This is a genomic window from Diaphorobacter sp. LI3 (assembly GCF_022807955.1).
Lineage (GTDB): Bacteria > Pseudomonadota > Gammaproteobacteria > Burkholderiales > Burkholderiaceae_C > Diaphorobacter > Diaphorobacter nitroreducens.
This window is the reverse complement of record NZ_CP094346.1, coordinates 940,845-960,890: the sequence shown is the minus strand read 5'-3', so window position 1 is coordinate 960,890 and position 20,046 is coordinate 940,845. Positions and strand designations below refer to the sequence as shown.

Annotated in this window: 18 protein-coding genes; 9 read left to right on the top strand and 9 right to left on the bottom strand. The window is 64.9% G+C overall.

Translation table 11 applies throughout. From position 1 onward, the window contains the following. The first annotated feature begins 45 nt into the window (after positions 1–45). From MRB47_RS04470 to MRB47_RS04435, 8 genes are all read left to right on the top strand, one after another. Positions 46–846: an inner membrane protein YpjD gene (locus MRB47_RS04470; RefSeq protein ID WP_252102016.1), complete on the top strand. Its 801-nt coding sequence runs from the start codon at positions 46–48 to the stop codon at positions 844–846. After that, entirely contained in the window at positions 843–1,073 is a 231-nt protein-coding gene (locus tag MRB47_RS04465; protein WP_252102015.1) for a PP0621 family protein, read from the top strand. The genes MRB47_RS04470 and MRB47_RS04465 overlap by 4 nt, the downstream gene beginning before the upstream one ends. A gap of 4 nt (positions 1,074–1,077) precedes the next feature. Beyond that, the gene (locus tag MRB47_RS04460) at positions 1,078–2,778 is read left to right on the top strand and encodes a sensor histidine kinase (protein WP_252102014.1); all 1,701 of its coding nucleotides are present in this window, start codon (positions 1,078–1,080) and stop codon (positions 2,776–2,778) included. Between the two features lie 15 nt (positions 2,779–2,793). After that, on the top strand, positions 2,794–4,302 hold the full coding sequence (locus tag MRB47_RS04455; protein ID WP_252102013.1) for a sigma-54-dependent transcriptional regulator: 1,509 nt from the start codon (positions 2,794–2,796) through the stop codon (positions 4,300–4,302). Beyond that, positions 4,283–4,882 carry a 1,6-anhydro-N-acetylmuramyl-L-alanine amidase AmpD gene (gene ampD / locus MRB47_RS04450; RefSeq protein WP_252102012.1) on the top strand — a complete coding sequence of 200 codons (600 nt, stop codon included), beginning with the start codon at positions 4,283–4,285 and terminating at the stop codon, positions 4,880–4,882. The genes MRB47_RS04455 and ampD overlap by 20 nt, the downstream gene beginning before the upstream one ends. Before the next feature lie 355 nt (positions 4,883–5,237). Beyond that, complete coding sequence (locus tag MRB47_RS04445) at positions 5,238–8,156, top strand: ribonucleoside-diphosphate reductase subunit alpha (RefSeq protein WP_252102011.1); 2,919 nt, start codon at positions 5,238–5,240, stop codon at positions 8,154–8,156. Positions 8,157–8,294: 138 nt separating this feature from the next. Beyond that, on the top strand, positions 8,295–9,485 hold the full coding sequence (locus MRB47_RS04440) for a ribonucleotide-diphosphate reductase subunit beta (RefSeq protein WP_011806728.1): 1,191 nt from the start codon (positions 8,295–8,297) through the stop codon (positions 9,483–9,485). A 180-nt stretch (positions 9,486–9,665) separates the two neighbouring features. Then, positions 9,666–10,190 (top strand): histone, encoded by a 525-nt coding sequence (locus MRB47_RS04435; protein WP_252102010.1) that lies wholly within the window; start codon positions 9,666–9,668, stop codon positions 10,188–10,190. A gap of 96 nt (positions 10,191–10,286) precedes the next feature. Here the strand turns inward: MRB47_RS04435 and MRB47_RS04430 are convergent, their stop codons facing one another. The 7 genes from MRB47_RS04430 to MRB47_RS04400 all read right to left on the bottom strand — a co-directional run bounded on the left by MRB47_RS04430 (position 10,287) and on the right by MRB47_RS04400 (position 16,807). Beyond that, on the bottom strand, positions 10,287–11,183 hold the full coding sequence (locus tag MRB47_RS04430; protein WP_252102009.1) for a carbohydrate kinase family protein: 897 nt from the start codon (positions 11,181–11,183) through the stop codon (positions 10,287–10,289). A 25-nt stretch (positions 11,184–11,208) separates the two neighbouring features. Next, positions 11,209–12,546, bottom strand: a complete 1,338-nt coding sequence (locus MRB47_RS04425) for a DUF3426 domain-containing protein (RefSeq protein WP_252102008.1) — start codon at positions 12,544–12,546, stop codon at positions 11,209–11,211. 49 nt (positions 12,547–12,595) lie between these two features. Then, on the bottom strand, positions 12,596–13,489 hold the full coding sequence (gene prmA / locus MRB47_RS04420) for a 50S ribosomal protein L11 methyltransferase (RefSeq protein WP_252102007.1): 894 nt from the start codon (positions 13,487–13,489) through the stop codon (positions 12,596–12,598). An 84-nt stretch (positions 13,490–13,573) separates the two neighbouring features. Then, the gene (gene accC / locus MRB47_RS04415) at positions 13,574–14,923 is read right to left on the bottom strand and encodes an acetyl-CoA carboxylase biotin carboxylase subunit (RefSeq protein WP_011806733.1); all 1,350 of its coding nucleotides are present in this window, start codon (positions 14,921–14,923) and stop codon (positions 13,574–13,576) included. 113 nt (positions 14,924–15,036) lie between these two features. After that, positions 15,037–15,501, bottom strand: coding sequence for an acetyl-CoA carboxylase biotin carboxyl carrier protein (gene accB, locus MRB47_RS04410; RefSeq protein WP_011806734.1), 465 nt, complete (start codon positions 15,499–15,501; stop codon positions 15,037–15,039). A gap of 110 nt (positions 15,502–15,611) precedes the next feature. Then, positions 15,612–16,199, bottom strand: a complete 588-nt coding sequence (locus MRB47_RS04405; RefSeq protein WP_252102006.1) for a TlpA family protein disulfide reductase — start codon at positions 16,197–16,199, stop codon at positions 15,612–15,614. Continuing rightward, positions 16,196–16,807, bottom strand: coding sequence for a hypothetical protein (locus MRB47_RS04400; protein ID WP_103737170.1), 612 nt, complete (start codon positions 16,805–16,807; stop codon positions 16,196–16,198). The genes MRB47_RS04405 and MRB47_RS04400 overlap by 4 nt, the downstream gene beginning before the upstream one ends. A 216-nt stretch (positions 16,808–17,023) precedes the next feature. Here MRB47_RS04400 and mpl point away from each other — a divergent pair, with 216 nt between their 5' ends. Beyond that, complete coding sequence (mpl, locus tag MRB47_RS04395) at positions 17,024–18,448, top strand: UDP-N-acetylmuramate:L-alanyl-gamma-D-glutamyl-meso-diaminopimelate ligase (RefSeq protein WP_252102005.1); 1,425 nt, start codon at positions 17,024–17,026, stop codon at positions 18,446–18,448. Between the two features lie 48 nt (positions 18,449–18,496). Here the strand turns inward: mpl and MRB47_RS04390 are convergent, their stop codons facing one another. Both MRB47_RS04390 and MRB47_RS04385 read right to left on the bottom strand, forming a co-directional pair. Then, positions 18,497–18,808: a hypothetical protein gene (locus MRB47_RS04390; protein WP_011806738.1), complete on the bottom strand. Its 312-nt coding sequence runs from the start codon at positions 18,806–18,808 to the stop codon at positions 18,497–18,499. Between the two features lie 94 nt (positions 18,809–18,902). Further along, positions 18,903–20,021 (bottom strand): 3-deoxy-7-phosphoheptulonate synthase, encoded by a 1,119-nt coding sequence (locus MRB47_RS04385; protein ID WP_196994997.1) that lies wholly within the window; start codon positions 20,019–20,021, stop codon positions 18,903–18,905. Positions 20,022–20,046 lie beyond the last annotated feature (25 nt).

The following is a 20,046-nucleotide window of genomic DNA, read 5'->3' as shown; positions in this document are numbered from 1 at the left end:
GGCACAGCCCCGACGACCAGGGGCGAAAGGCTAAACTGCGAACCCATGATTTTACCCAATGCTTCCCCGCTCGGCTGGCTGCTCGCCCTGGCCACCGCGGCCGCCTACGCGCTGGCGGCGGCCCTGGCGCCGCGCACCTCCACAGGCCGCGGCCAACTGGCCATCATGGCCCCTGCCTGGATGCTGCATGGCGCCGCGCTGGTCTGGGGCCTGCTGGGCAGCACGCCGCATTTCGGCTTTGCCGCCGCCCTGTCGATGACGGCCTGGCTGGTACTGACCACCTACGCCGTTGAGCGGCAGCTGTTTCCGCAGATGCGCGCGCGCTGGGTGCTGTGCGCACTGGGCGGCGCGGCCGTGTTGGTGGCAGCGCTGTTTCCGGGCCGGCCACTGCACGTATCCGCCTCGCCCTGGCTGCCGCTGCACCTCACACTGGGCATTGCCTGCTATGGCCTGTTTGCCGCAGCGGTGGTGCACGCCTGGCTCATGAGCCGTGCCGAGCGCCAAATGCGCCTGGCAGCCGATTCGCACAGCGGCATGCCGCTGCTGACGCTGGAGCGGCTCACGTTCCGCTTCGTGACGGCGGGCTTTGTGCTGCTCTCGGCCACGCTGGTGGCGGGCTGGCTGTTCAGCGAGCAGCTCTACGGCCGCGCCTGGCTGTGGGACCACAAGGCCGTGTTCTCGCTGCTGGCCTGGATCACCTTCGCAGTGCTGCTGCTGGGCCGCTCGCGCTTTGGCTGGCGCGGCCGCAGCGCCGTGCGCGTGCTGTATGCAGGCACGGCACTGCTGCTGCTGGCCTACGTGGGCTCGCGCTTCGTGATGGAAGTGGTGCTGGGGCGGGCGACATGAAATACCTGGTCCTGTTCGCTGTGCTGGCCGTGGTCTACGCGGTGTGGCGCGCGCAGCGCCGTGCGTCTGCGCCGCGGCAAGGCAACACCCAGCGCCCGTCCATCGCACCGCCACAGGACATGGTGCGCTGCGCCCACTGCGGCGTGCACCTGCCCAGTGGCGATGCCGTGCCCGGGGGGGCGCATATGTACTGCAGCACCGCCCACCGGGACCGTGGGCCCGCCTGAGCCGATGCCCTCCAAGCTGGCAGCCGCCGCCTCTCCCCTGCCCTTTCATCGCCTGTGGAATGCCTTCCTCACAGCGCGCGTGATGGTGGCGCTGGCGCTGCTGCTGCTGCAGTTGCTGGGCATTGCACTCAACCAGGCCGGCGAACCGCTGCTGTTCAGCATCTGCCTGGGCTACCTGGTGGCCACGGTGGCGCTGCGGGTGTGGGGGCACGGCGCCGTCCCTGATCCGCGGCCCGGCATCCAGTGGTTGCCGTCCATCGGGCTGGATCTGTTGCTGGTCAGCGTGCTGCAGGCGCTGCAGCAGTCGGGCGGCTTGAATTTCACGCCGTTGTTCGGACTTCCGGTCCTGATGGCAGGCGTGCTGGGATCCTTGACACTGGCTCTGGCAACCACGGCCGGCGCCACGCTGCTGCTGCTGGCCTGGGCCTGGTGGCTGGGCACATACGGCGGCGCCGGAGACGGCACGCAGCGCTACCTGCAGGCGGCATTAACAGGCACCGGCTACTTCATCGTCGCCTATCTGGTGCACCTGCTGGCCGCCAAGCTCACCAGCGAGCAGCAGATGGCCCGGCGCAGCCAGATGGATGCGCGCACCCACCGCGCGGTCAGTGCCCTGGTGATGCAGCACGTGGCCGATGGCGTGCTGGTGCTGGACCTGCATGGCCAGGTCCGCCTGGCCAACCCCGCGGCGTTGCTGATGCTCGGCCACAAGATCTCCGGAGATTCCTCCCTGACGCTCACGCACACGGCGGCCTTCAAACCCCTCATGGATCTGGCGTGCGCCACTTTCCAGATGGAGCGTCCCCAGCATGCCGATGTCAACGTCCTGCACGATGGCCAGATCCCCATGGCCCTGCGCGTGCGCGCATGGCTCACCCACACGCAGGACGCCCCGGACGACTCTCCGGGGGAGCCGCTGTGCGTGATGTTCCTGCACGACCTGCGCGAAATGGAAGCGCGCCTGCGCACCGAGAAGCTGGCCGCCATGGGGCGCATGTCGGCCGCCGTGGCACATGAGATCCGCAACCCGTTGGCAGCGATCGTGCAAGCCAACGAACTGCTGGACGAAGACCTGGACGACCCCACACAGAAGCGCCTGACACACATGGTGCGCCAAAACGCCGACCGGCTGGTGCGCATCACGGAAGACGTACTGGACATTGCGCGCGTGCAGCACCAGATCCACCAGGCTAGCTCCTCCACCGTGGCACTGGATGCCACCGTGCAGCAGGTGTGGAACGACTGGACGGCGCAGGACCCCGCACGCCGGCAGGGGCAATTGGTACTGGACGCGGGCGCGGCGCAGGTGGAGTTCGACGCCGAGCACCTGCGGCGCGTGCTGGTGAACCTGCTGGACAACGCATTGCGCTACAAGGGGCCCGAACCCGACTCGCTGTGCCTCGCGACGCGCGCCACCCCCGGCGGGAAGGCCGGCGTGCAGGTGTGGAGCGATGGCGCACCGCTGGACAAATCGGTGGAGCGGCATCTGTTCGAGCCTTTCTTCTCATCCGAAAGCCGCTCCAGCGGGCTGGGCTTGTACATCTGCCGCGAGCTGTGCCAGCGCCACGGGGCGGCCATCGGTCACCAGCGCACCACACGCAGTCTGGCGCGCGGCGAGGTGGCGGGAAACGCCTTCACTGTGACCTTCCGCAGCCTTTCGCGCCCTACGGACAGCACATCACTGTTTGACACAATCGTGGTCTGACACGGCCCACAGACCATGAATGCATCCACCGCCTCCATTCTTGTCGTCGATGACGAACCCGATCTGCGCACCCTCTATGAGCTGACCCTGCTGCGCGAAGGCTACCGCGTGGAAACCGCCGCCAGCGTGGACGACGCGCGCCAACAGCTGCAGACGCAGAAGTTCGACGTCGTGATCACCGACATGCGGCTGCCCGACGGCTTCGGCATGGACTTGCTGCACGACCTGCGCAGCCAACAGCGGCGTGAACGCTGCGTGGTCATGACGGCCTATGGATCGGCCGAGAACGCGGTGGAGGCGCTGCGCGCGGGCGCGTTCGACTACCTGACCAAGCCCGTGGACCTGAAGCAATTCCGTGCCGTGGTGGCTTCGGCGGTGCAGGGTATTGGCGCCGTACTGGCGGCGCCCAAAGCCACCCGCCCCGGCGCACGCAACGTCACGCAGTGGCCGGACATGCAAGATCCTGTGCTAGATCGCCTGATCGGCGACTCCGAAGCCATGCGTAATGTGAAGCAGCGCATCGCCAAGGTGGCGCGCAGCATGGCCCCCGTGCTGGTGCGTGGCGAGTCAGGCACGGGCAAGGAACTGGTGGCCCGCGCGCTGCACGCCAGCAGCCAGCGCTCCGAAGGCCCGCTGATCGCCGTCAACTGCGGCGCGATTCCCGAGAACCTGCTGGAGGCAGAGTTCTTTGGCGCGCGCAAGGGTTCCTACACCGGCTCTACGCACGACCGGGAGGGCTACTTCCAGGCAGCCCGTGGAGGCACGCTGTTCCTTGACGAAATTGGCGACCTGCCGCTGCCCATGCAATCCAAACTGCTGCGTGCGATCCAGGAGCGCACGGTACGGCCCCTGGGCTCCACGCAGGAAGAAGCCGTGGACGTGCGCATCGTCAGCGCCACGCACCGAGACCTGGCCGCTGACGTGCAGGCGGGGCGCTTCCGCCAGGATCTGTATTACCGGCTGAATGTCATCGAACTGCTGATCCCACCGTTGCGCGAGCGGCGAGAGGACCTACCCGCGCTGTGCGAGGCCTTGCTGGCCCGTATCGAGCAAGAATCGGGTGTGGCCGTTCCCCGCCTGACGGAAGAAGCGCTGCGGTGCATCGCACAGCACCCGCTCACCGGCAATGTGCGCGAGCTGGAAAACCTGCTGCACCGCGCGGTAGCCCTCAGCGATGGCCATGAGCTGCACGTTGAAGGCGCGCCAGCCTCCACCGTGGAGGCACCGCCGCCCCTACCGCAGCCCGTACCGTCCGCACCAGCCATCGCGCAGCCCGCTGAGCCGCACGCGCCCCCTCGTTGGCCCGGCATCAGCGAAGGCATGCCCCTGCCCAACGATCTGCAAGCCTGGCTCGACCAGCAGGAACGGGAAATACTCGTGCGCGCCCTGCGCGAGGCGGGTTTCAACCGCACGGCCACCGCAGCCCGCCTGGGCATCAGCCTGCGCCAGATCCGTTACCGGATTGCCCGGCTGCACATCGAGGTACCGCAAGACGGCGACAGCCATGGCGACGCGCAGCCCTGAGCCTGCGGCCCGGCGGCCTGCCTGGCACGGCGGCTGGTTCGCGAATGCGAGACGCATGGACTCGCCCAACCACGGGCCACGCCCCCCGCAGGCCAGCGTGGACCTCATCGTGGTGCATTCCATCAGCCTTCCCCCTGGAGAGTTTGGCGGGGACCATGTCCACCGGCTTTTCATGAACCAGCTGGACTGGGGCGCCCATCCTTATTTCCAGCAGATTCGCGGCCTGGAAGTGTCGACGCATTTCTTCATCACGCGCGCAGGTGTGCTGTGGCAGTTCGTGGACGTGGGCCGACGGGCCTGGCACGCGGGCCGTTCCCACTACCGGGGGCGCGATGCCTGCAACGACGACTCGATCGGCGTTGAGCTCGAGGGGCTGGAAGGTGGGAGCTTCGAGCAGGCGCAGTACGCCACCCTTGTGACCCTTTGCAAGGCGCTGCGGCAGCGCTACCCCGTGCGCTACATCGCAGGGCATGAGCACATCGCCCCTGAACGCAAACACGACCCAGGCCCTGGGTTTGACTGGCGTGTACTTCATGGTGCCTTCGCCGGCACGGGTGTTCTTTTTCCGCCGGGGTGCTGATCCCTCCTGCCACGCGGACGCATTGCCGCACTTTGCGCCTTCGCCTCGCCTTCACTCCGCATGATGAAGTTGCACGCGCGTTTGCGCGCAAGATCGGCCAGCATGCCGCACCATGGCTCAAGCCGTCGGATGCGGGCCTGATCCTACGGGGGCTGCGACGGCAGTAGAAGGCCCAGGCGTTCAATCACGACGAAACGATCTCGCCAGCCTCTTACGGGGATACACTACCCCTAGTGTCTTGAGCCATCAACACACACTAGATATAGTGTGCGGCGACAGTCTACGCCGCCGTCTCGCCGGCCGAAGGTGACTGCCGTCCGCCTGGCCATTTCTCCGAACACCTCCGAGGACCTCCATGCACGCTGCGCCCCTATCCGCTCCTGTTGACACCCCATCGCCTGCACGGGCCACCCCGTCGGCCACGCCGACCGGGGCCCATCCACTGATGCACTACCAGATCATCCGCCGCAACGGCGCCGTGGTGCCCTTCGAGCCGCAAAAAATCGCCGTGGCGATGATGAAAGCATTCCTGGCCGTTCACGGGGCACAGGGAGCAGCCTCGGCGAGCGTGCGCGAAGTGGTGGATCAGCTGACCCAGGCAGTCGTGCGCGCGCTGATGCGCTCGCGCCCCGCGGGAGGAACGTTCCACATTGAGGACGTGCAGGACCAGGTGGAGCTGGGCCTGATGCGAGGCAGCCATCATGAGGTGGCACGCGCCTACGTGCTCTACCGCGAGCGCCGCGCGCAAGAACGCGCACAGAAGAAGGAACAACTGCTACCCCAGATGCCGGCCCTGTATGTACAGGACCAAGGTCAGCGCGTGGAGCTTGACATTCTGCGCCTGCAGAGCCTGGTGGAAGCCGCATGCACGGGCCTGGGATCGGACGTCCAGGCCGCGCCCATCATCGCGGAGACGATGCGCAACCTGTACGACGGCGTACCCATGGACGAGGTGTACAAGGCATCCATCCTCGCGGCGCGCACCCTGATCGAGAAAGATCCCGGCTACACCTACGCGACGGCACGACTGTTGCTGCACACCATCGTGCGCGAGGTGTTAGGCCGCGACGTGAATCCCGCCGACATGGCCCTGGCCTACGCCGACAACTTTCCACAATTCATCCGCCAGGGCGTGGACAACGAGTTGCTCGACCCGTGCCTGATGGAATTCGACCTGCAGCGCCTGGGAAGCGCACTGAAGGCCGAGCGCGACCTGCAGTTCGACTATCTTGGCCTACAGACGCTGTACGACCGCTACTTCCTGCATGTGCGCAAAACGCGCATCGAGCTGCCTCAGACCTTTTTCATGCGCGTGGCCATGGGCCTGGCGCTGCGCGAGGACGACCGCAACGCCCGCGCCATCGAGTTCTACGAACTGCTCAGCTCCTTCGATTTCATGAGCAGCACGCCCACGCTGTTCAACAGCGGCACATTGCGCTCGCAGCTGTCCAGCTGCTACCTGACGACGGTGCCCGACGAGCTGGAGGGCATCTACGAATCCATCAAGGAAAACGCCCTGCTGTCCAAGTTCGCGGGCGGCCTGGGTAACGACTGGACACGCGTACGCGCCCTCGGTGCACGCATCAAGGGCACGAACGGCGAGTCGCAAGGCGTGGTGCCGTTCCTCAAGGTGGTCAACGACACGGCCGTGGCCGTGAACCAGGGCGGCAAGCGCAAGGGTGCCGTCTGCACCTACCTGGAAAGCTGGCACCTGGACATCGAAGAATTCCTGGAGCTGCGCAAGAACACTGGCGACGACCGGCGACGGACCCACGACATGAACACGGCCAACTGGATTCCCGACCTGTTCATGAAACGCGTAATGGAAAAGGGCCTGTGGACACTGTTTTCCCCCTCGGATGTCCCTGACCTGCACGACCTGTACGGACAGGCCTTCGAAAAAGCCTACATCGCCTACGAGGCCAAGGCCGAGAGCGGCGAGCTGCCCCTGTTCAAACGCGTACCGGCCGTCGACCTCTGGCGCAAGATGCTGTCCATGCTGTTCGAGACCGGGCATCCCTGGATCACCTTCAAGGACCCGTGCAACATCCGCTCTCCCCAGCAGCATGTAGGCGTAGTGCACAGTTCCAATCTCTGTACCGAGATCACGCTCAACACCAGCGATGCCGAGACGGCCGTGTGCAACCTGGGATCGGTGAACCTCGCGCGCCATCTCAAGGACGGAGGCATCGACCACGACAAGCTGCGCAAAACCGTGAGCACGGCCATGCGCATGCTGGACAACGTGATTGACATCAACTACTACGCCGTACAGAAGGCCAAGGATTCCAACCTGCGCCACCGCCCCGTCGGCCTGGGCCTGATGGGGTTCCAGGACGCGCTGTATGAACTGCGCATTCCCTACGCAAGCGACGCCGCAGTGGAGTTTGCCGATACCTCCATGGAGGCTCTCTGCTATTACGCCTACTGGGCCTCAACCGATCTCGCCCAAGAACGGGGCCAATACTCCAGTTACAAGGGTTCTCTGTGGTCCCAGGGCATCCTGCCGCTGGATTCACTGCAGTTGCTGGAGCAGGAACGTGGCGGGTACGTGGAGGTGGACCGTACGACCCGTCTGGACTGGGACATGCTGCGCGCCAAGATCGCGCAAGACGGCATGCGCAACTCCAACTGCATCGCCATTGCGCCCACAGCCACCATCTCTAACATCGTTGGCGTGGACGCCTCCATTGAGCCCTCCTTCGGCAATCTCTCCGTCAAATCCAACCTCTCGGGAGAGTTCACGGTCATCAACCAGTACCTGGTGCGCGACCTGAAGCAGCTGGGCCTGTGGGACGACGTGATGCTCATGGACCTCAAGCACTTCAAGGGATCGCTGCACGCGATCGACCGCGTTCCCCTCACCGTCAAGGCACTGTATGCCACGGCCTTCGAAGTCGCTCCCACCTGGCTCGTCGAAGCGGCGGCGCGTCGACAGAAATGGATCGACCAGGCGCAAAGCCTGAACATCTATATGGCCGGCGCCTCAGGCAAGAAGCTCGACGAGACATACAAGCTTGCGTGGATACGCGGCCTGAAGACCACTTACTACCTGCGCACGCAGAGCGCGACGCATGTGGAGATGAGTACCGTGAACACACGCCAGCTCAATGCCGTCGCGTCTGGCGCAAGCGACACAGGGGAGGGAACGATGGCACCAAGCTCGGCACTGAACGCTGCCGTGGCCGCAGCGCAGGCGCAGGCTGCTGCCATCCCTGCGACCGACGTGAAGTTCTGCGCCATTGACGACCCCGGCTGCGAAGCCTGCCAGTAATGCCGTGCGCATGCGGGCGCAGCGCGACACTCCGTCGCCTCGTTCGCATGTGTCGTGAAGCAACAGATCACGCCTGGCAACGCTTCGGTGCTTTTCATTTTGAAGCACTGCTTCCATAATCCGACCACTGGAAAACCTATGCTCACCTGGGACGACGAAGTCAAGCCCTCATCGCAAAAACTCTTGGACGGCAGTCACTCCAACGACCGCCCTGTGGAGCCTCCGCCAAACGGTTTCCAAGCACCCGTGTTGCAGTCCGTCGCCAGCACTTCGACGCGCACTGCCCCTACCGCGTCTGCAGCACCCCAACACCGCCGCGTGTCTGCGGTCGACAAACGCATCATCAATGGCCAGACCGACGTCAACCAGCTGGTGCCGTTCAAGTACAAGTGGGCGTGGGAGAAATACCTCGCCACCTGCGCCAACCACTGGATGCCGCAGGAAGTGAACATGACGCGGGACATCGCACTCTGGAAGGACCCGAACGGCCTGACCGAGGACGAACGGCGCATCGTCAAGCGCAACCTGGGCTTCTTCGTCACGGCCGACTCGCTTGCCGCCAACAACATCGTTCTAGGCACCTACCGCCACATCACGGCGCCGGAATGCCGGCAGTTCCTGTTGCGCCAGGCGTTCGAGGAAGCCATCCACACCCATGCGTACCAGTACATCGTGGAGTCACTGGGCTTGGACGAAGGCGAGATTTTCAATGCCTACAACGAGGTCCAGTCCATCCGCGACAAGGACGAGTTCCTGATCCCCTTCATCGAAGCGATCATGGACCCGCGCTTCACGACCGGCACACCCGAGAGCGACCAGACACTACTCAAGTCGCTGATCGTTTTTGCCTGCCTGATGGAAGGTCTGTTCTTCTACGTGGGTTTCACGCAAATCCTGGCACTCGGCCGCCAGAACAAGATGACCGGCGCTGCCGAGCAGTACCAGTACATCCTGCGCGACGAGTCCATGCACTGCAACTTCGGCATCGACCTGATCAACCAGCTCAAGCTCGAAAACCCACATCTGTGGACGGCCGAGTTCAAAGACGAGATCAAGGCCCTGTTCATCAAGGCAGTGGAACTGGAATACCGTTATGCCGAAGACACCATGCCGCGTGGCGTGCTGGGTATGAACGCCTCCATGTTCAAAGGCTACCTGCGCTACATCGCGAACCGCCGCGCCACACAGATCGGGCTGGAAGCGCTCTTTCCGAATGAAGAGAATCCATTCCCCTGGATGAGCGAGATGATTGATCTGAAGAAGGAACGCAACTTCTTCGAGACGCGCGTCATCGAGTACCAGTCGGGCGGCGCCTTGTCCTGGGACTGACATCTTCGTAGACCAGGCCATGATTTTTCAACCACGCTCCGCGCACACAGCACCGTTCGGCGCTGCGGCCTTGGGGCGTTTCCGCATTCGTGGTGACGCATATTCAGTCGTCGCCATGGATCGCTCCACGCCCAATGCAGGCGTGGGGTGCTCTTTGCAAATCGACCCAAGGAGAAAATGATGGCAACTGCGAAGAAACCCGCTGCAAAGAAAGCAGCTCCCGCTAAGAAGACGGCTCCAGCCAAGAAAGCTGCAGCGCCCGCCAAAAAGGCCGTAGCAGCCAAGAAGGCAGCGCCGGTCAAGAAGGCAGCCGCTCCTGCCAAAAAGGCCGTAGCAGCCAAGAAGGCAGCACCCGCCAAGAAGGCAGCCGCTCCTGCCAAAAAGGCCGTAGCAGCCAAGAAGGCAGCACCCGCCAAGAAGGCAGCCGCTCCTGCCAAAAAGGCCGTAGCAGCCAAGAAGGCAGCGCCCGCCAAGAAGGCAGCCGCTCCTGCCAAAAAGGCCGTAGCAGCCAAGAAGGCAGCACCCGCCAAGAAGGCAGCCGCTCCTGCCAAAAAGGCCGTAGCAGCCAAGAAGGCAGCGCCCGCCAAGAAGGCAGCCGCGCCCGCGAAGAAGGCTAAGGCTCCTGCCGCAGCGCCTGCTCCTGTCGCGCAAACAACGCTGAACCCGCAAGCCGCATGGCCCTTCCCCACGGGTGGCAAGCCATAAGGCTACGGGACAGTCCAGCCTACGACCCGGTGCTTGCACCGGGTTTTTTTATGGCGAATCCGCAGTCAGAAACGCTGCTTCAATCCCGGCGCTCGCTCAGTCAGGTTGAAAGTCCAGCTGGTAATTCTGCGGACCACGTTGTGCGATCTTGAGGGCGCCCAGCCGGTTGCCCAACTGAGCGCAACGTGCCAGGGTCCACCCCTTCTCCAGGCCGTAGAGCAAACCGCCACGCCAGGCATCCCCGCAGCCCGTGGGGTCTACCACCTGCGCCGGTTGAATAGGGGGAACATGCGTCCTGACACCCTGTTCCCAAATTTCACATCCCTGTGCTCCCAGTGTGACGATCAGGCCGCGGACCCGATGCGAGATCTCTGCCAGGCTCCAGCCCGTACGGTCGCACAACATCTTGCCTTCGTAATCATTGACGGCGATCCAGCTCGCCTGCTCGATGAATCGACGCAGGTCTGCGCCATCGAACATGGGCAACCCCTGTCCCGGATCGAACACGAACGGAATGCCCGCCTCGACGAATTGCGCCGCGTGCTGCAGCATGGCCTCACGGCCATCCGGCGCGATGATGCCCACGTGCGCACCCGCCCCGGGCGGGATGCGGTGCAGGTGGGCCTGCATCATGGCACCGGGGTGGAACGCCGTGATCTGGTTGTTGTCCCGATCGGTCATGATCATCGCCTGGGCGGTGTATGTATCCTCCACGCGGCCGACAAAGCGGGTGTCGACGCCGAGTTGCTGCAGTCGCGCCAAGTATTCGCCGCCATCAGCGCCCAGCATGGCCATGGGCAGCGGGTTGCCTCCCAACAGCTTGAGGCTGTATGCGATATTGCCAGCGCATCCTCCAAAGTCGCGGCGCAATGTGGGAACGAGAAACGACACATTCAGGATATGCAGTTGCTCGGGCAATATTTGCTCTGCAAAACGCCCATCGAACGTCATGATGGTGTCGAAGGCCAGGGAACCGCAAATCAGCGCAGCCATAGGGTCAAAGCTCAAGAGTAAAAAATCAGGGATAGAAGGCCACCAGCCGGTAGCCGGCCACCTGCGCAGCGCCCTGGATCACCTGCAACGGCAGTGCACCGCTCCACACGAAACCTGGTGCCAATTCCAGGGGGGCCCCCAGTTCGTCACGCAGCAATACGCGCCGCACAATGGGTTGGTCTTGCGCATCCGTCAGCGTGAGTTCCAGCGCCGGCATCGCAACGGCCTGGGTCGACGTATTCTTCACGCTCATCTGCAACTGGTACCCGGACGGATCGTGGCGCGCCTTCAGAAACGATGAGCTGTCGATGACCACTGCCGTGATGTGCCGTGGAGGTTGCAGCACGCACTGCAAGCGCCCGCACAGTCGTTCCATCCAGGCGCGGGCCACGGGATGACGCGATGCGATGTCGTCCCTTTCCTGGATGGCTATTTGGAGAAGCAAGGTCACCACCAACGTCAAGCCGACCAAGAACAGGCCCACACGCACGGAGGGCCTGCGCCAGAACGCGTTGCGGCGCGCAGCCTTCACGAAGCCAGGTTCAATGACGGGGTCCGTGCGGTCGTCGGCGTGCCCTTCTTCCCGCGCCAGCGATGGCGCGCCTGCATCCTCCGATGGCGCCAGAGACTCCAGCGGTTCAGCCGGGCTGGGCGCCATCTCTGGTGATTCGATGGTCTCCTGCGCCGCCCTCCCCGCAGCGGACGTGCCCCCCTCCTCTGTGGGTATCAGTGAAACCAGAACGGCAGGTGCTTCCGCGGATTCGTGGCTGCTGGGTTCCTCCGATTCCGCATCGTCCTCAAGAGGCGCCGCCGGTAACTCGTAACCCTGCGGGAGCGTATGGACTGGCGGGGCGGGAATATCGCGCGCGGCTGGAGAGAGGGGCGCCGCATCGGCATCCACCGGGGGCGCGGCCATTGCTTTCGGCGTCTTCGCAGGCGCTGCGCCCTCCGGATTCGCCAGCAGAAAGGCGGGGACCGGGGGCGGTGGGGGAACCCATGGTGGAGGTTCGCTTTCCGTACACAGGCCTTCATCCACCGCGGGAACCACTTCCTGCGGTGCCCACGCGGCCGCTGCAGACATCACCGGGTCCGGCGCAAGCGACGTTGGAGCCTCCACATGCCGCGCACTGCCCCAGACCTGAATGCCTTCCGAAGCTTTACCGACGGGCTGTGGCGGAGGCTTGAGCGCATCCAGAAGCAGGTCGGAAAGCAACGGCTCCGCCTCCTGCACCTGCAAGTGCTGCGATGCATCGAACACTTCCTTGCAGTGCCCGCATCGCACCCATCCTTCCGATATCCGCAGCTGATCGGCAACCACCCGAAAGGTGGTGGAGCAGTGGGGGCAGCGGGTGATCTGGCTCATCGGCTGTGGATTGTAGGGGCCCCTCTACGGCCCCGCGCAGCCCGCGCGGTTAGCGACGCGCGGTCATCAGGATCCAGCCATCCTCACGGTCCGACACCTGCAGCTGCAGCCACGGCGCATAGGCCTCCTGCAGCTCCTGCGCCTGCCGCTCCAGGATGCCGGCCAGCACAAGGTGCCCGCCCTGCGCAACATGGCCGCTGAGCAAGGGCGCCAGCACCTTCAGCGGCGTCGCCAGAATATTCGCCAACACGGTCTGGTATTGCCCTTGCGCCCGCTCGGGCAGACCCGCGTTCACCTGCACGCCGTTGGCTTGCGCATTTTGTCGCGTGGATTCCACGGCTGCCGTGTCAATGTCCACCGCGTCGATCTCTGTGGCGCCAAATTTCGCGGCGCCGATCGCCAGGATGCCGGAGCCGCAGCCATAGTCGAGCACGCGCCCCAGCGCCTGCCCGGCCGCGTCGCCATGTTTGGCAATCCAGCGCAGGCACATGCGCGTGGTTGGGTGGGTTCCCGTGCCAAAGGCCAGCCCCGGATCCAGGCGGATGCTGCGGCGCGCAGCCGCGGGCATCTCGTGCCACGTCGGCACGATCCAGAAATCGGTCGTGATGTCCACCGGCGCGAACTGGGATTGCGTGAGCCGGACCCAGTCCTGCTCCTGCACCACATTCACCCCCTGCACGATGCAGCCCTCGAAGAAATCCTGGGCCTGCAACAGTTGCCGCGCCTCCTCGGCCGCCTCTTGCGTAGGAAACAGGGCAGTGATGCGGCTACGCTGCCAACCCTCACGCGGGGCCGGCATGCCAGGTTCTCCAAAAAGCGCCTGCTCAGCATCGGTGTGCGCGTCGGCATCTTCCACCGAGACGCTCAAGGCTTCCAGCGCATCGAGCGCGTCGCTCACGGTCTCCACCCGTTCCTCGGGACACAACAGGTTCAGCTCGAACATGGGATCAGCCTCCTTGCACGCGATCCATGAAAAAAGCTGGCATCCGTTTCCGGATGCCAGCGGGCAGGTCAGAAGTGCTGGCGATCAGCGCTGGCGCTGCGACAGCCACTCCTCCAGGTAGTGGATGTTGGTGCCGCCCGCTACGAACTTGGCGTCCACCATGAGTTCGCGGTGCAGCGCCACGTTGGTATTGATGCCTTCGATCACCGTTTCCGACAGTGCCGTGCGCATGCGCGCCAGGGCTTGCTCGCGCGTATCGCCGTGCACGATGATCTTGCCGATCATGGAGTCGTAATTCGGCGGCACGTAGTAGTTCGTATAGGCGTGCGAGTCCACGCGCACGCCCGGGCCGCCAGGCGCGTGCCACATCGTGATGCGTCCCGGCGACGGGATGAACTTGTAGGGGTCCTCGGCGTTCACCCGGCATTCGATCGCATGGCCATGGATCTGAACTTGGCGCTGAGTGAACGGCAGTTTTTCGCCCGCAGCCACCATGATTTGCGTGCGCACGATGTCCACGCCCGTGATCCACTCGGTCACCGGGTGCTCCACCTGCACGCGGGTGTTCATCTCGATGAAGTAGAACTCGCCGTTCTCGTACAGGAACTCGAACGTACCCGCACCGCGGTAGCCGATCTTCTTGCAGGCGGCCACGCAGCGTTCGCCAATCTTCTCGATCAGCTTGCGCGGAATACCCGGTGCCGGCGCTTCCTCGATCACCTTCTGGTGGCGACGCTGCATGGAGCAGTCGCGCTCGCCCAAGTACACGGCATTGCGGTACTTGTCGGCCAGTATCTGGATCTCTATATGGCGCGGGTTCTGGAGGAATTTCTCCATGTACACGGCCGGGTTGCCAAAAGCGGCCTGCGCCTCGGCCTTGGTCATCTGCACCGCGTTGACCAGCGCCGCCTCGGTGTGCACCACCCGCATGCCACGGCCGCCACCACCGCCAGCGGCCTTGATGATGACCGGGTAACCGATGCTCTTGGCAATGCGGCGGATCTGCACCGGATCATCCGGCAACTCGCCATCGGAGCCCGGCACGCAGGGTACGCCCGCGCGGATCATGGCCTGCTTGGCCGACACCTTGTCACCCATCATGCGGATGGAGTCGGGCGTCGGGCCGATGAACTGGAACCCGCTCTTTTCGACCCGTTCGGCGAAATCGGCGTTTTCCGACAGGAAGCCATACCCCGGGTGAATGGCCTCGGCGTCCGTCACCTCGGCCGCCGAAATGATGGCAGGCATGTTGAGGTAGGACAGCGGCGAGGGCGCGGGGCCGATGCACACAGCCTCCTCCGCCAGCTTGACATATTTGGCGTCGCGGTCGGCCTCGGAATAGACCATCACGGCCTTCACGCCCAGTTCGTGGCAGGCACGCTGGATTCGCAGGGCAATCTCGCCGCGATTGGCGACCAAAATCTTCTTAAACATGGTTGGCCTCGCGGCTCAAGGCCGCATGCAGACAAAAACCCGCGCCAGCGCCTGGTGCTGCCATGCACGCGCAACGAGCGCATGCGGCGGGGGCTGAAGCGCTCATGCGCGGCTTACTCGATGACGAACAGCGGCTGCCCGTATTCCACCGCCTGCCCGTTCTCACCCAGGATGCGGGTCACCGTGCCGGACTTGTCGGCCTCGATCTCGTTCAGGATCTTCATGGCTTCGACGATGCACACCGTGTCACCTTCCTTGACCTTGCTGCCCACCTCGACAAACGGCTTCGCGCCCGGGCTGGACGCGCGATAGAACGTACCCACCATGGGCGACTTGACGATATGGCCAGAAGGGGCCGCCGCCGCGGGGGCAGGCAATTCAGCGACGGGCGCGGTGGGCGCGGCCGCTACGGGCGCGGCGGCCATGGGGGTTTGGACGGGAGCGGCGACGAACTGCTGCACCACGGCCCCGCCGCTCTTCACGATGCGGACCTTGCCCTCGGCTTCGGTGATCTCGAGTTCAGAAACATTCGACTCGGAGACCAGATCGATGAGGGTCTTGAGTTTGCGCAAATCCATGGGGGCTCCAACGGCTAGAAACGGAATGGGGAGCGAATTTACCCTAATTTCGGACTATTTCACCGAAACGACCCCAATTGCCACTATCTCCATTGAGGAAACACAAGCGCTCACAACGTTGTGGACCAGCCTTGGAGATCCTGCGCCGTCAGTTGGCCCATTTTACGCTTCAAAATGCTGCCATTTGCGCCAAACAGTACGGTAAAGGGCAGCCCGCCCTTTTCGTTGCCCAGCCCGCGTGCCAGGTCGGTGCCGCCCAGCCCCCCCAAGGCGATTGGGAAATCGAGAGGCATGCGCTCTAGAAATTTGCGCACGTTGGAAGGCTGATCGATCGCCAGGCCCACAACCTGCCATCCTTTGGCGCGGTGTTCCCCATAAAAGGCATTGAGCAGCGGCAGTTCTTCCACGCACGGGGGGCACCAGGTGGCCCAAAAATTCAACAGCAGGGGGCGACCCCGAAAGGCGGCCATGGACAGCACTTCGCCCGCCGGGCCTTCAAACTGCGCGCCCCAAACGGCGTCGGACACGCCCTCCTGCACCGGGCCCGGCCGCAGCCGCCAGGCCGCCAGCCCCGCGCCCCCCAGGGCGGCAAGGGCACCGGCCCCCACCAGCAGCCAGCGGCGGCGGCGGAGCGGATGGGCGCTCGGCGCCTTTGCGGAATCGGCAGACGCCGAAGAGGAAAGAGTGGGCTCGTTCATGAAGACAGGGTGGAAGTAGGCATTTCCTGCAGCAACCGGCGCACGGCTTGCAGATCACCCCGGGGCGCGCGCCCCCGGGCGTCGGGTCGCAGCGCGCCACGCAGGTCGTCCAGGTCATAGATCAGCAGATGCACGCCGATCTCTTCGTGCAACGCGGCGGATCGGCTGCTCAGACTCAAGGCATCGACCGGCTCGCCCCGGAAACCCATGACGGTGCGCGGCTCGTAATTCACATGGTGGTCGATGAGGGCAATCTCGGCCGATTTGGGATCGTCGCAGAACAGCGCCAGGTAGATGTCGGACAGCCGTGTGGCCGTGCCGTGCCAGACCGCACCGCCCAGGTAGGGGCGGAAGTCCTGCATGCGTTGCATCCACACCAGCGCCAATTCGCGCAGCGCCCGCAGTTCGGAGGGTTGGGTATCGGCGCAAAACAGGCCGATGTACTCCCGCACGGCGTCCTCGACGAGGTCGTTGTCGGGCAGCGGCGTGCGCTGGGGCAGCCCCAGTTCCTTGACCGCGCGGCGCTTGGCCGCCCCCCACTCCAGCCCCTCCTCGACCACCAGGCGGGCTGCGGCATTGGCGATTTCGATGGCAAGGGCGTTTTGCATGGCGGCACGGTCCAGAACGCAGGACGTCCATTGTCGCCCCAATGCCCCGCAATACCGTTGACGCAACCGTGACGGCGCACCCGCCGCAGGGGCAATGCACCATGCATCCGCCATTTGCTCCTTATTCGATAGCTGTTCGCGCTTGATCAACGCGCGTTAGAACCATTTTTCTCATAAATCCTGGAGGTTCCACCGAGGTCCATAGAATCAGGAGCCATGCATATACACATCCTGGGCATCTGCGGCACGTTCATGGGCGGCTTGGCCGCGCTGGCGCGCGAGGCGGGCCACCGTGTCACCGGCTGCGACGCCGGCGTCTACCCTCCCATGAGCGATCAGTTGCGCGCCTTGGGGATAGAGTTGATCGAAGGCTATGGCGCCGACCAGCTCGCGCTGAAGCCTGACATGTTCGTGGTGGGCAACGTGGTCAGCCGCGCGCGGCTGGCGGACGGCACGCCGAAGTTTCCGCTGATGGAGGCCATCCTCGACGCGGGCGCGCCCTATACCAGCGGGCCGCAATGGCTGGCCGAGCATGTGCTGCAGGGCCGCCATGTGCTGGCCGTCGCCGGCACGCACGGCAAGACGACCACCACGTCCATGCTGGCCTGGATTCTGGAATGCGCGGGCCTGGCGCCCGGCTTCCTGGTGGGCGGTGTGCCGATGAACTTCGGCGTATCCGCGCGTCTGGGCGCACCCGTACGGCCCCTGGCCGGGCCAGGACCGCTCGCCACGGCGCCGCTGTTCGTGATCGAGGCGGATGAGTACGACACCGCGTTCTTCGACAAGCGCAGCAAATTCGTGCACTACCGCCCCCGCACCGCCGTGTTGAACAACCTGGAGTTCGATCACGCCGACATCTTTGACGACCTGGGCCAGATCGAACGGCAGTTCCACCACTTGGTGCGCACGGTGCCGCCCTCGGGCCGCGTGGTGGTCAACGGGCTGGAGGAGAGCCTGGCACGCGTACTGCACGCCGGCTGCTGGAGCGGCGTGGCCAACTTTGGCACCGCGGTGAGCGACTTCGGCGCGCAAGGCGAGCCGCACGATTTCGAGGTGCTGCAGCGGGGCCGCACAGTGGCACGCGTGCAGTGGGCGCTGACGGGCGTGCACAACCAGCTCAATGCCCTCGCTGCCATCGCGGCCGCCGAGCATGTGGGCGTGACGCCGGTCCAGGCGGCCGAGGCACTGGCGCGCTTCGAGAACGTCAAGCGCCGCATGGAGCTGCGCGGCATGGTGCGGGGCATCGCTGTCTATGACGACTTTGCGCACCATCCCACGGCGCTGCGCACCACGCTGGACGGACTGCGCCGGCGCGTGGGCCCCAAGAGCGAAGGCCGCGGGCGCATCCTGGCGGTGTTCGAGCCGCGCAGCAACACCATGAAGCTGGGCACCATGAAGGCGCAACTGCCCTGGGCGCTGGAGCCGGCCGACCTGGCCTTCTGCCATACCGCCGGCCTGGACTGGGACGCCGCTGCGGCGCTGGCCCCCATGGGTGCGCGCGCGCAGACGGCGGGCGACCTGCCCACGCTGGTGGGCCAGATCCGCGCGGCGGTGCAGCCGGGCGACCACATCGTCTGCATGAGCAACGGCAGCTTTGGCGGAGTGCACGCCCAACTGCTCGCAGAGCTATCAAAACAATAGCTGCTATCGCTTGATTAATAAGCGCTAGCAGCCTTTTTGGCTTGAGACTTAGAAGCTGACAGCCATGCCCGGCACGTCCACGCGCACGACGGGCCTGGCAAGCGCAGCGACGGTGGCGCGGGCAAACTGGCCGGACCATGCAGGATCGGCCAGCAGCGTCGCCCCCGCGGCGCGGGCCACGGTCAGCACCTTGTCGGCCAGCAGCACCTTGCCGCTGGCGCGCAGCGGCTCGCATTCCAGGCGTAGAAATTCATCGTCCAGCCAGCGGCGCGCGTCCTCGTGCGACAGGGGCTGTCCCCCCTGCGCGTCCAGACGGAATTCCTGATCGGGGCTCAGGGTGACCAATACTTCGCTGTGCATGAGCTGTCTCGCCTCTTGATGGAATAGTGTTGACGGGTGAACGGGACGGCGCGGCCGCGCCATTCCCATGCCGCGAGCTTACACCGCGCCCGCTTCAGCGCACGCGCCGCGCTTGCACGGCGGCCGCCAGCTCGGCCAGGCAGGCAACGGAGTCGTCCCAGCCCAGGCAGGCATCGGTGATGCTCTTGCCGTATTCCAGCGCCGTGGCATCGTCCTTGCCCGGCGTGAACTTCTGCGCTCCGGGCTGCAGGTGGCTTTCCACCATCACGCCGAACACGCTGCGCGAGCCGCCCGCGATCTGTGCGGCGATGTCGCGCGCCACATCGCGCTGCTTCTCGTGCTGCTTGCTGCTGTTGGCATGGCTGCAGTCCACCATCAGCGACGCCGGCAGGCCGGCGGCCTCCAGGTCCTTGCAGGCCGCGGCAACGCTGGCTGCGTCGTAGTTGGGCGCCTTGCCGCCGCGCAGGATCACGTGGCAATCCTTGTTGCCCGCGGTGTGCACGATGGCCACCTGGCCGTTCTTGTGAACCGACAGGAAGTGGTGGCCGCGGCTGGCGGACTGGATGGCATCGGTGGCGATGCGGATGTTGCCGTCGGTGCCGTTCTTGAAGCCGATGGGGGCCGAAATGCCGGAGGCCAGCTCGCGGTGGACCTGGCTTTCGGTGGTGCGCGCGCCGATGGCGCCCCAACTGATCAGGTCGCCGATGTACTGGGGCGAGATCACGTCCAGGAACTCGCTGCCCGCCGGCACGCCCAGGCGGTTGATGTCGATGAGCAGCTGGCGCGCGATGCGCAGGCCCTCGTCGATGCGGTAGCTGCCGTCCAGGTAGGGGTCGTTGATCAGGCCCTTCCAGCCCACGGTGGTGCGGGGCTTCTCGAAGTACACGCGCATCACCACTTCCAGTTGATCCTTGTACTGCTCACGCACTGCCTTGAGCTTGCGCGCATAGTCCACCGCGGCGTGCGGGTCGTGGATCGAACAGGGGCCAATGATGACGAGCAGCCGGTCGTCCTCGCCGCTCATGATGCGTTGGATGCTGCGGCGTGTGTTGGCAATCAGCGACTCCACCTCCGACCCGCGGATCGGGAAGAAGCGAATCAGGTGGTCTGGAGGAGGAAGCACGGTGATGTCCTTGATGCGTTGGTCGTCGGTTTCGCTGGTTTTCTCGACGTTGGGATACCAGGCATCGCTGCTGGAGACATGGGCGTTCATGGGTGCTTCCTCTCGGGTGTGTGGG

What these genes read in the sequence shown, in the direction of transcription:
- MRB47_RS04470 (WP_252102016.1), top strand. Translation starts at nt 46, where the DNA reads ATGATTTTACCCAATGCTTCCCCGCTCGGCTGGCTGCTCGCCCTGGCC.
- MRB47_RS04465 (WP_252102015.1), top strand. Translation starts at nt 843, where the DNA reads ATGAAATACCTGGTCCTGTTCGCTGTGCTGGCCGTGGTCTACGCGGTG.
- MRB47_RS04460 (WP_252102014.1), top strand. Translation starts at nt 1,078, where the DNA reads ATGCCCTCCAAGCTGGCAGCCGCCGCCTCTCCCCTGCCCTTTCATCGC.
- MRB47_RS04455 (WP_252102013.1), top strand. Translation starts at nt 2,794, where the DNA reads ATGAATGCATCCACCGCCTCCATTCTTGTCGTCGATGACGAACCCGAT.
- ampD (WP_252102012.1), top strand. Translation starts at nt 4,283, where the DNA reads ATGGCGACGCGCAGCCCTGAGCCTGCGGCCCGGCGGCCTGCCTGGCAC.
- MRB47_RS04445 (WP_252102011.1), top strand. Translation starts at nt 5,238, where the DNA reads ATGCACGCTGCGCCCCTATCCGCTCCTGTTGACACCCCATCGCCTGCA.
- MRB47_RS04440 (WP_011806728.1), top strand. Translation starts at nt 8,295, where the DNA reads ATGCTCACCTGGGACGACGAAGTCAAGCCCTCATCGCAAAAACTCTTG.
- MRB47_RS04435 (WP_252102010.1), top strand. Translation starts at nt 9,666, where the DNA reads ATGGCAACTGCGAAGAAACCCGCTGCAAAGAAAGCAGCTCCCGCTAAG.
- MRB47_RS04430 (WP_252102009.1), bottom strand. Translation starts at nt 11,183, where the DNA reads ATGGCTGCGCTGATTTGCGGTTCCCTGGCCTTCGACACCATCATGACG.
- MRB47_RS04425 (WP_252102008.1), bottom strand. Translation starts at nt 12,546, where the DNA reads ATGAGCCAGATCACCCGCTGCCCCCACTGCTCCACCACCTTTCGGGTG.
- prmA (WP_252102007.1), bottom strand. Translation starts at nt 13,489, where the DNA reads ATGTTCGAGCTGAACCTGTTGTGTCCCGAGGAACGGGTGGAGACCGTG.
- accC (WP_011806733.1), bottom strand. Translation starts at nt 14,923, where the DNA reads ATGTTTAAGAAGATTTTGGTCGCCAATCGCGGCGAGATTGCCCTGCGA.
- accB (WP_011806734.1), bottom strand. Translation starts at nt 15,501, where the DNA reads ATGGATTTGCGCAAACTCAAGACCCTCATCGATCTGGTCTCCGAGTCG.
- MRB47_RS04405 (WP_252102006.1), bottom strand. Translation starts at nt 16,199, where the DNA reads ATGAACGAGCCCACTCTTTCCTCTTCGGCGTCTGCCGATTCCGCAAAG.
- MRB47_RS04400 (WP_103737170.1), bottom strand. Translation starts at nt 16,807, where the DNA reads ATGCAAAACGCCCTTGCCATCGAAATCGCCAATGCCGCAGCCCGCCTG.
- mpl (WP_252102005.1), top strand. Translation starts at nt 17,024, where the DNA reads ATGCATATACACATCCTGGGCATCTGCGGCACGTTCATGGGCGGCTTG.
- MRB47_RS04390 (WP_011806738.1), bottom strand. Translation starts at nt 18,808, where the DNA reads ATGCACAGCGAAGTATTGGTCACCCTGAGCCCCGATCAGGAATTCCGT.
- MRB47_RS04385 (WP_196994997.1), bottom strand. Translation starts at nt 20,021, where the DNA reads ATGAACGCCCATGTCTCCAGCAGCGATGCCTGGTATCCCAACGTCGAG.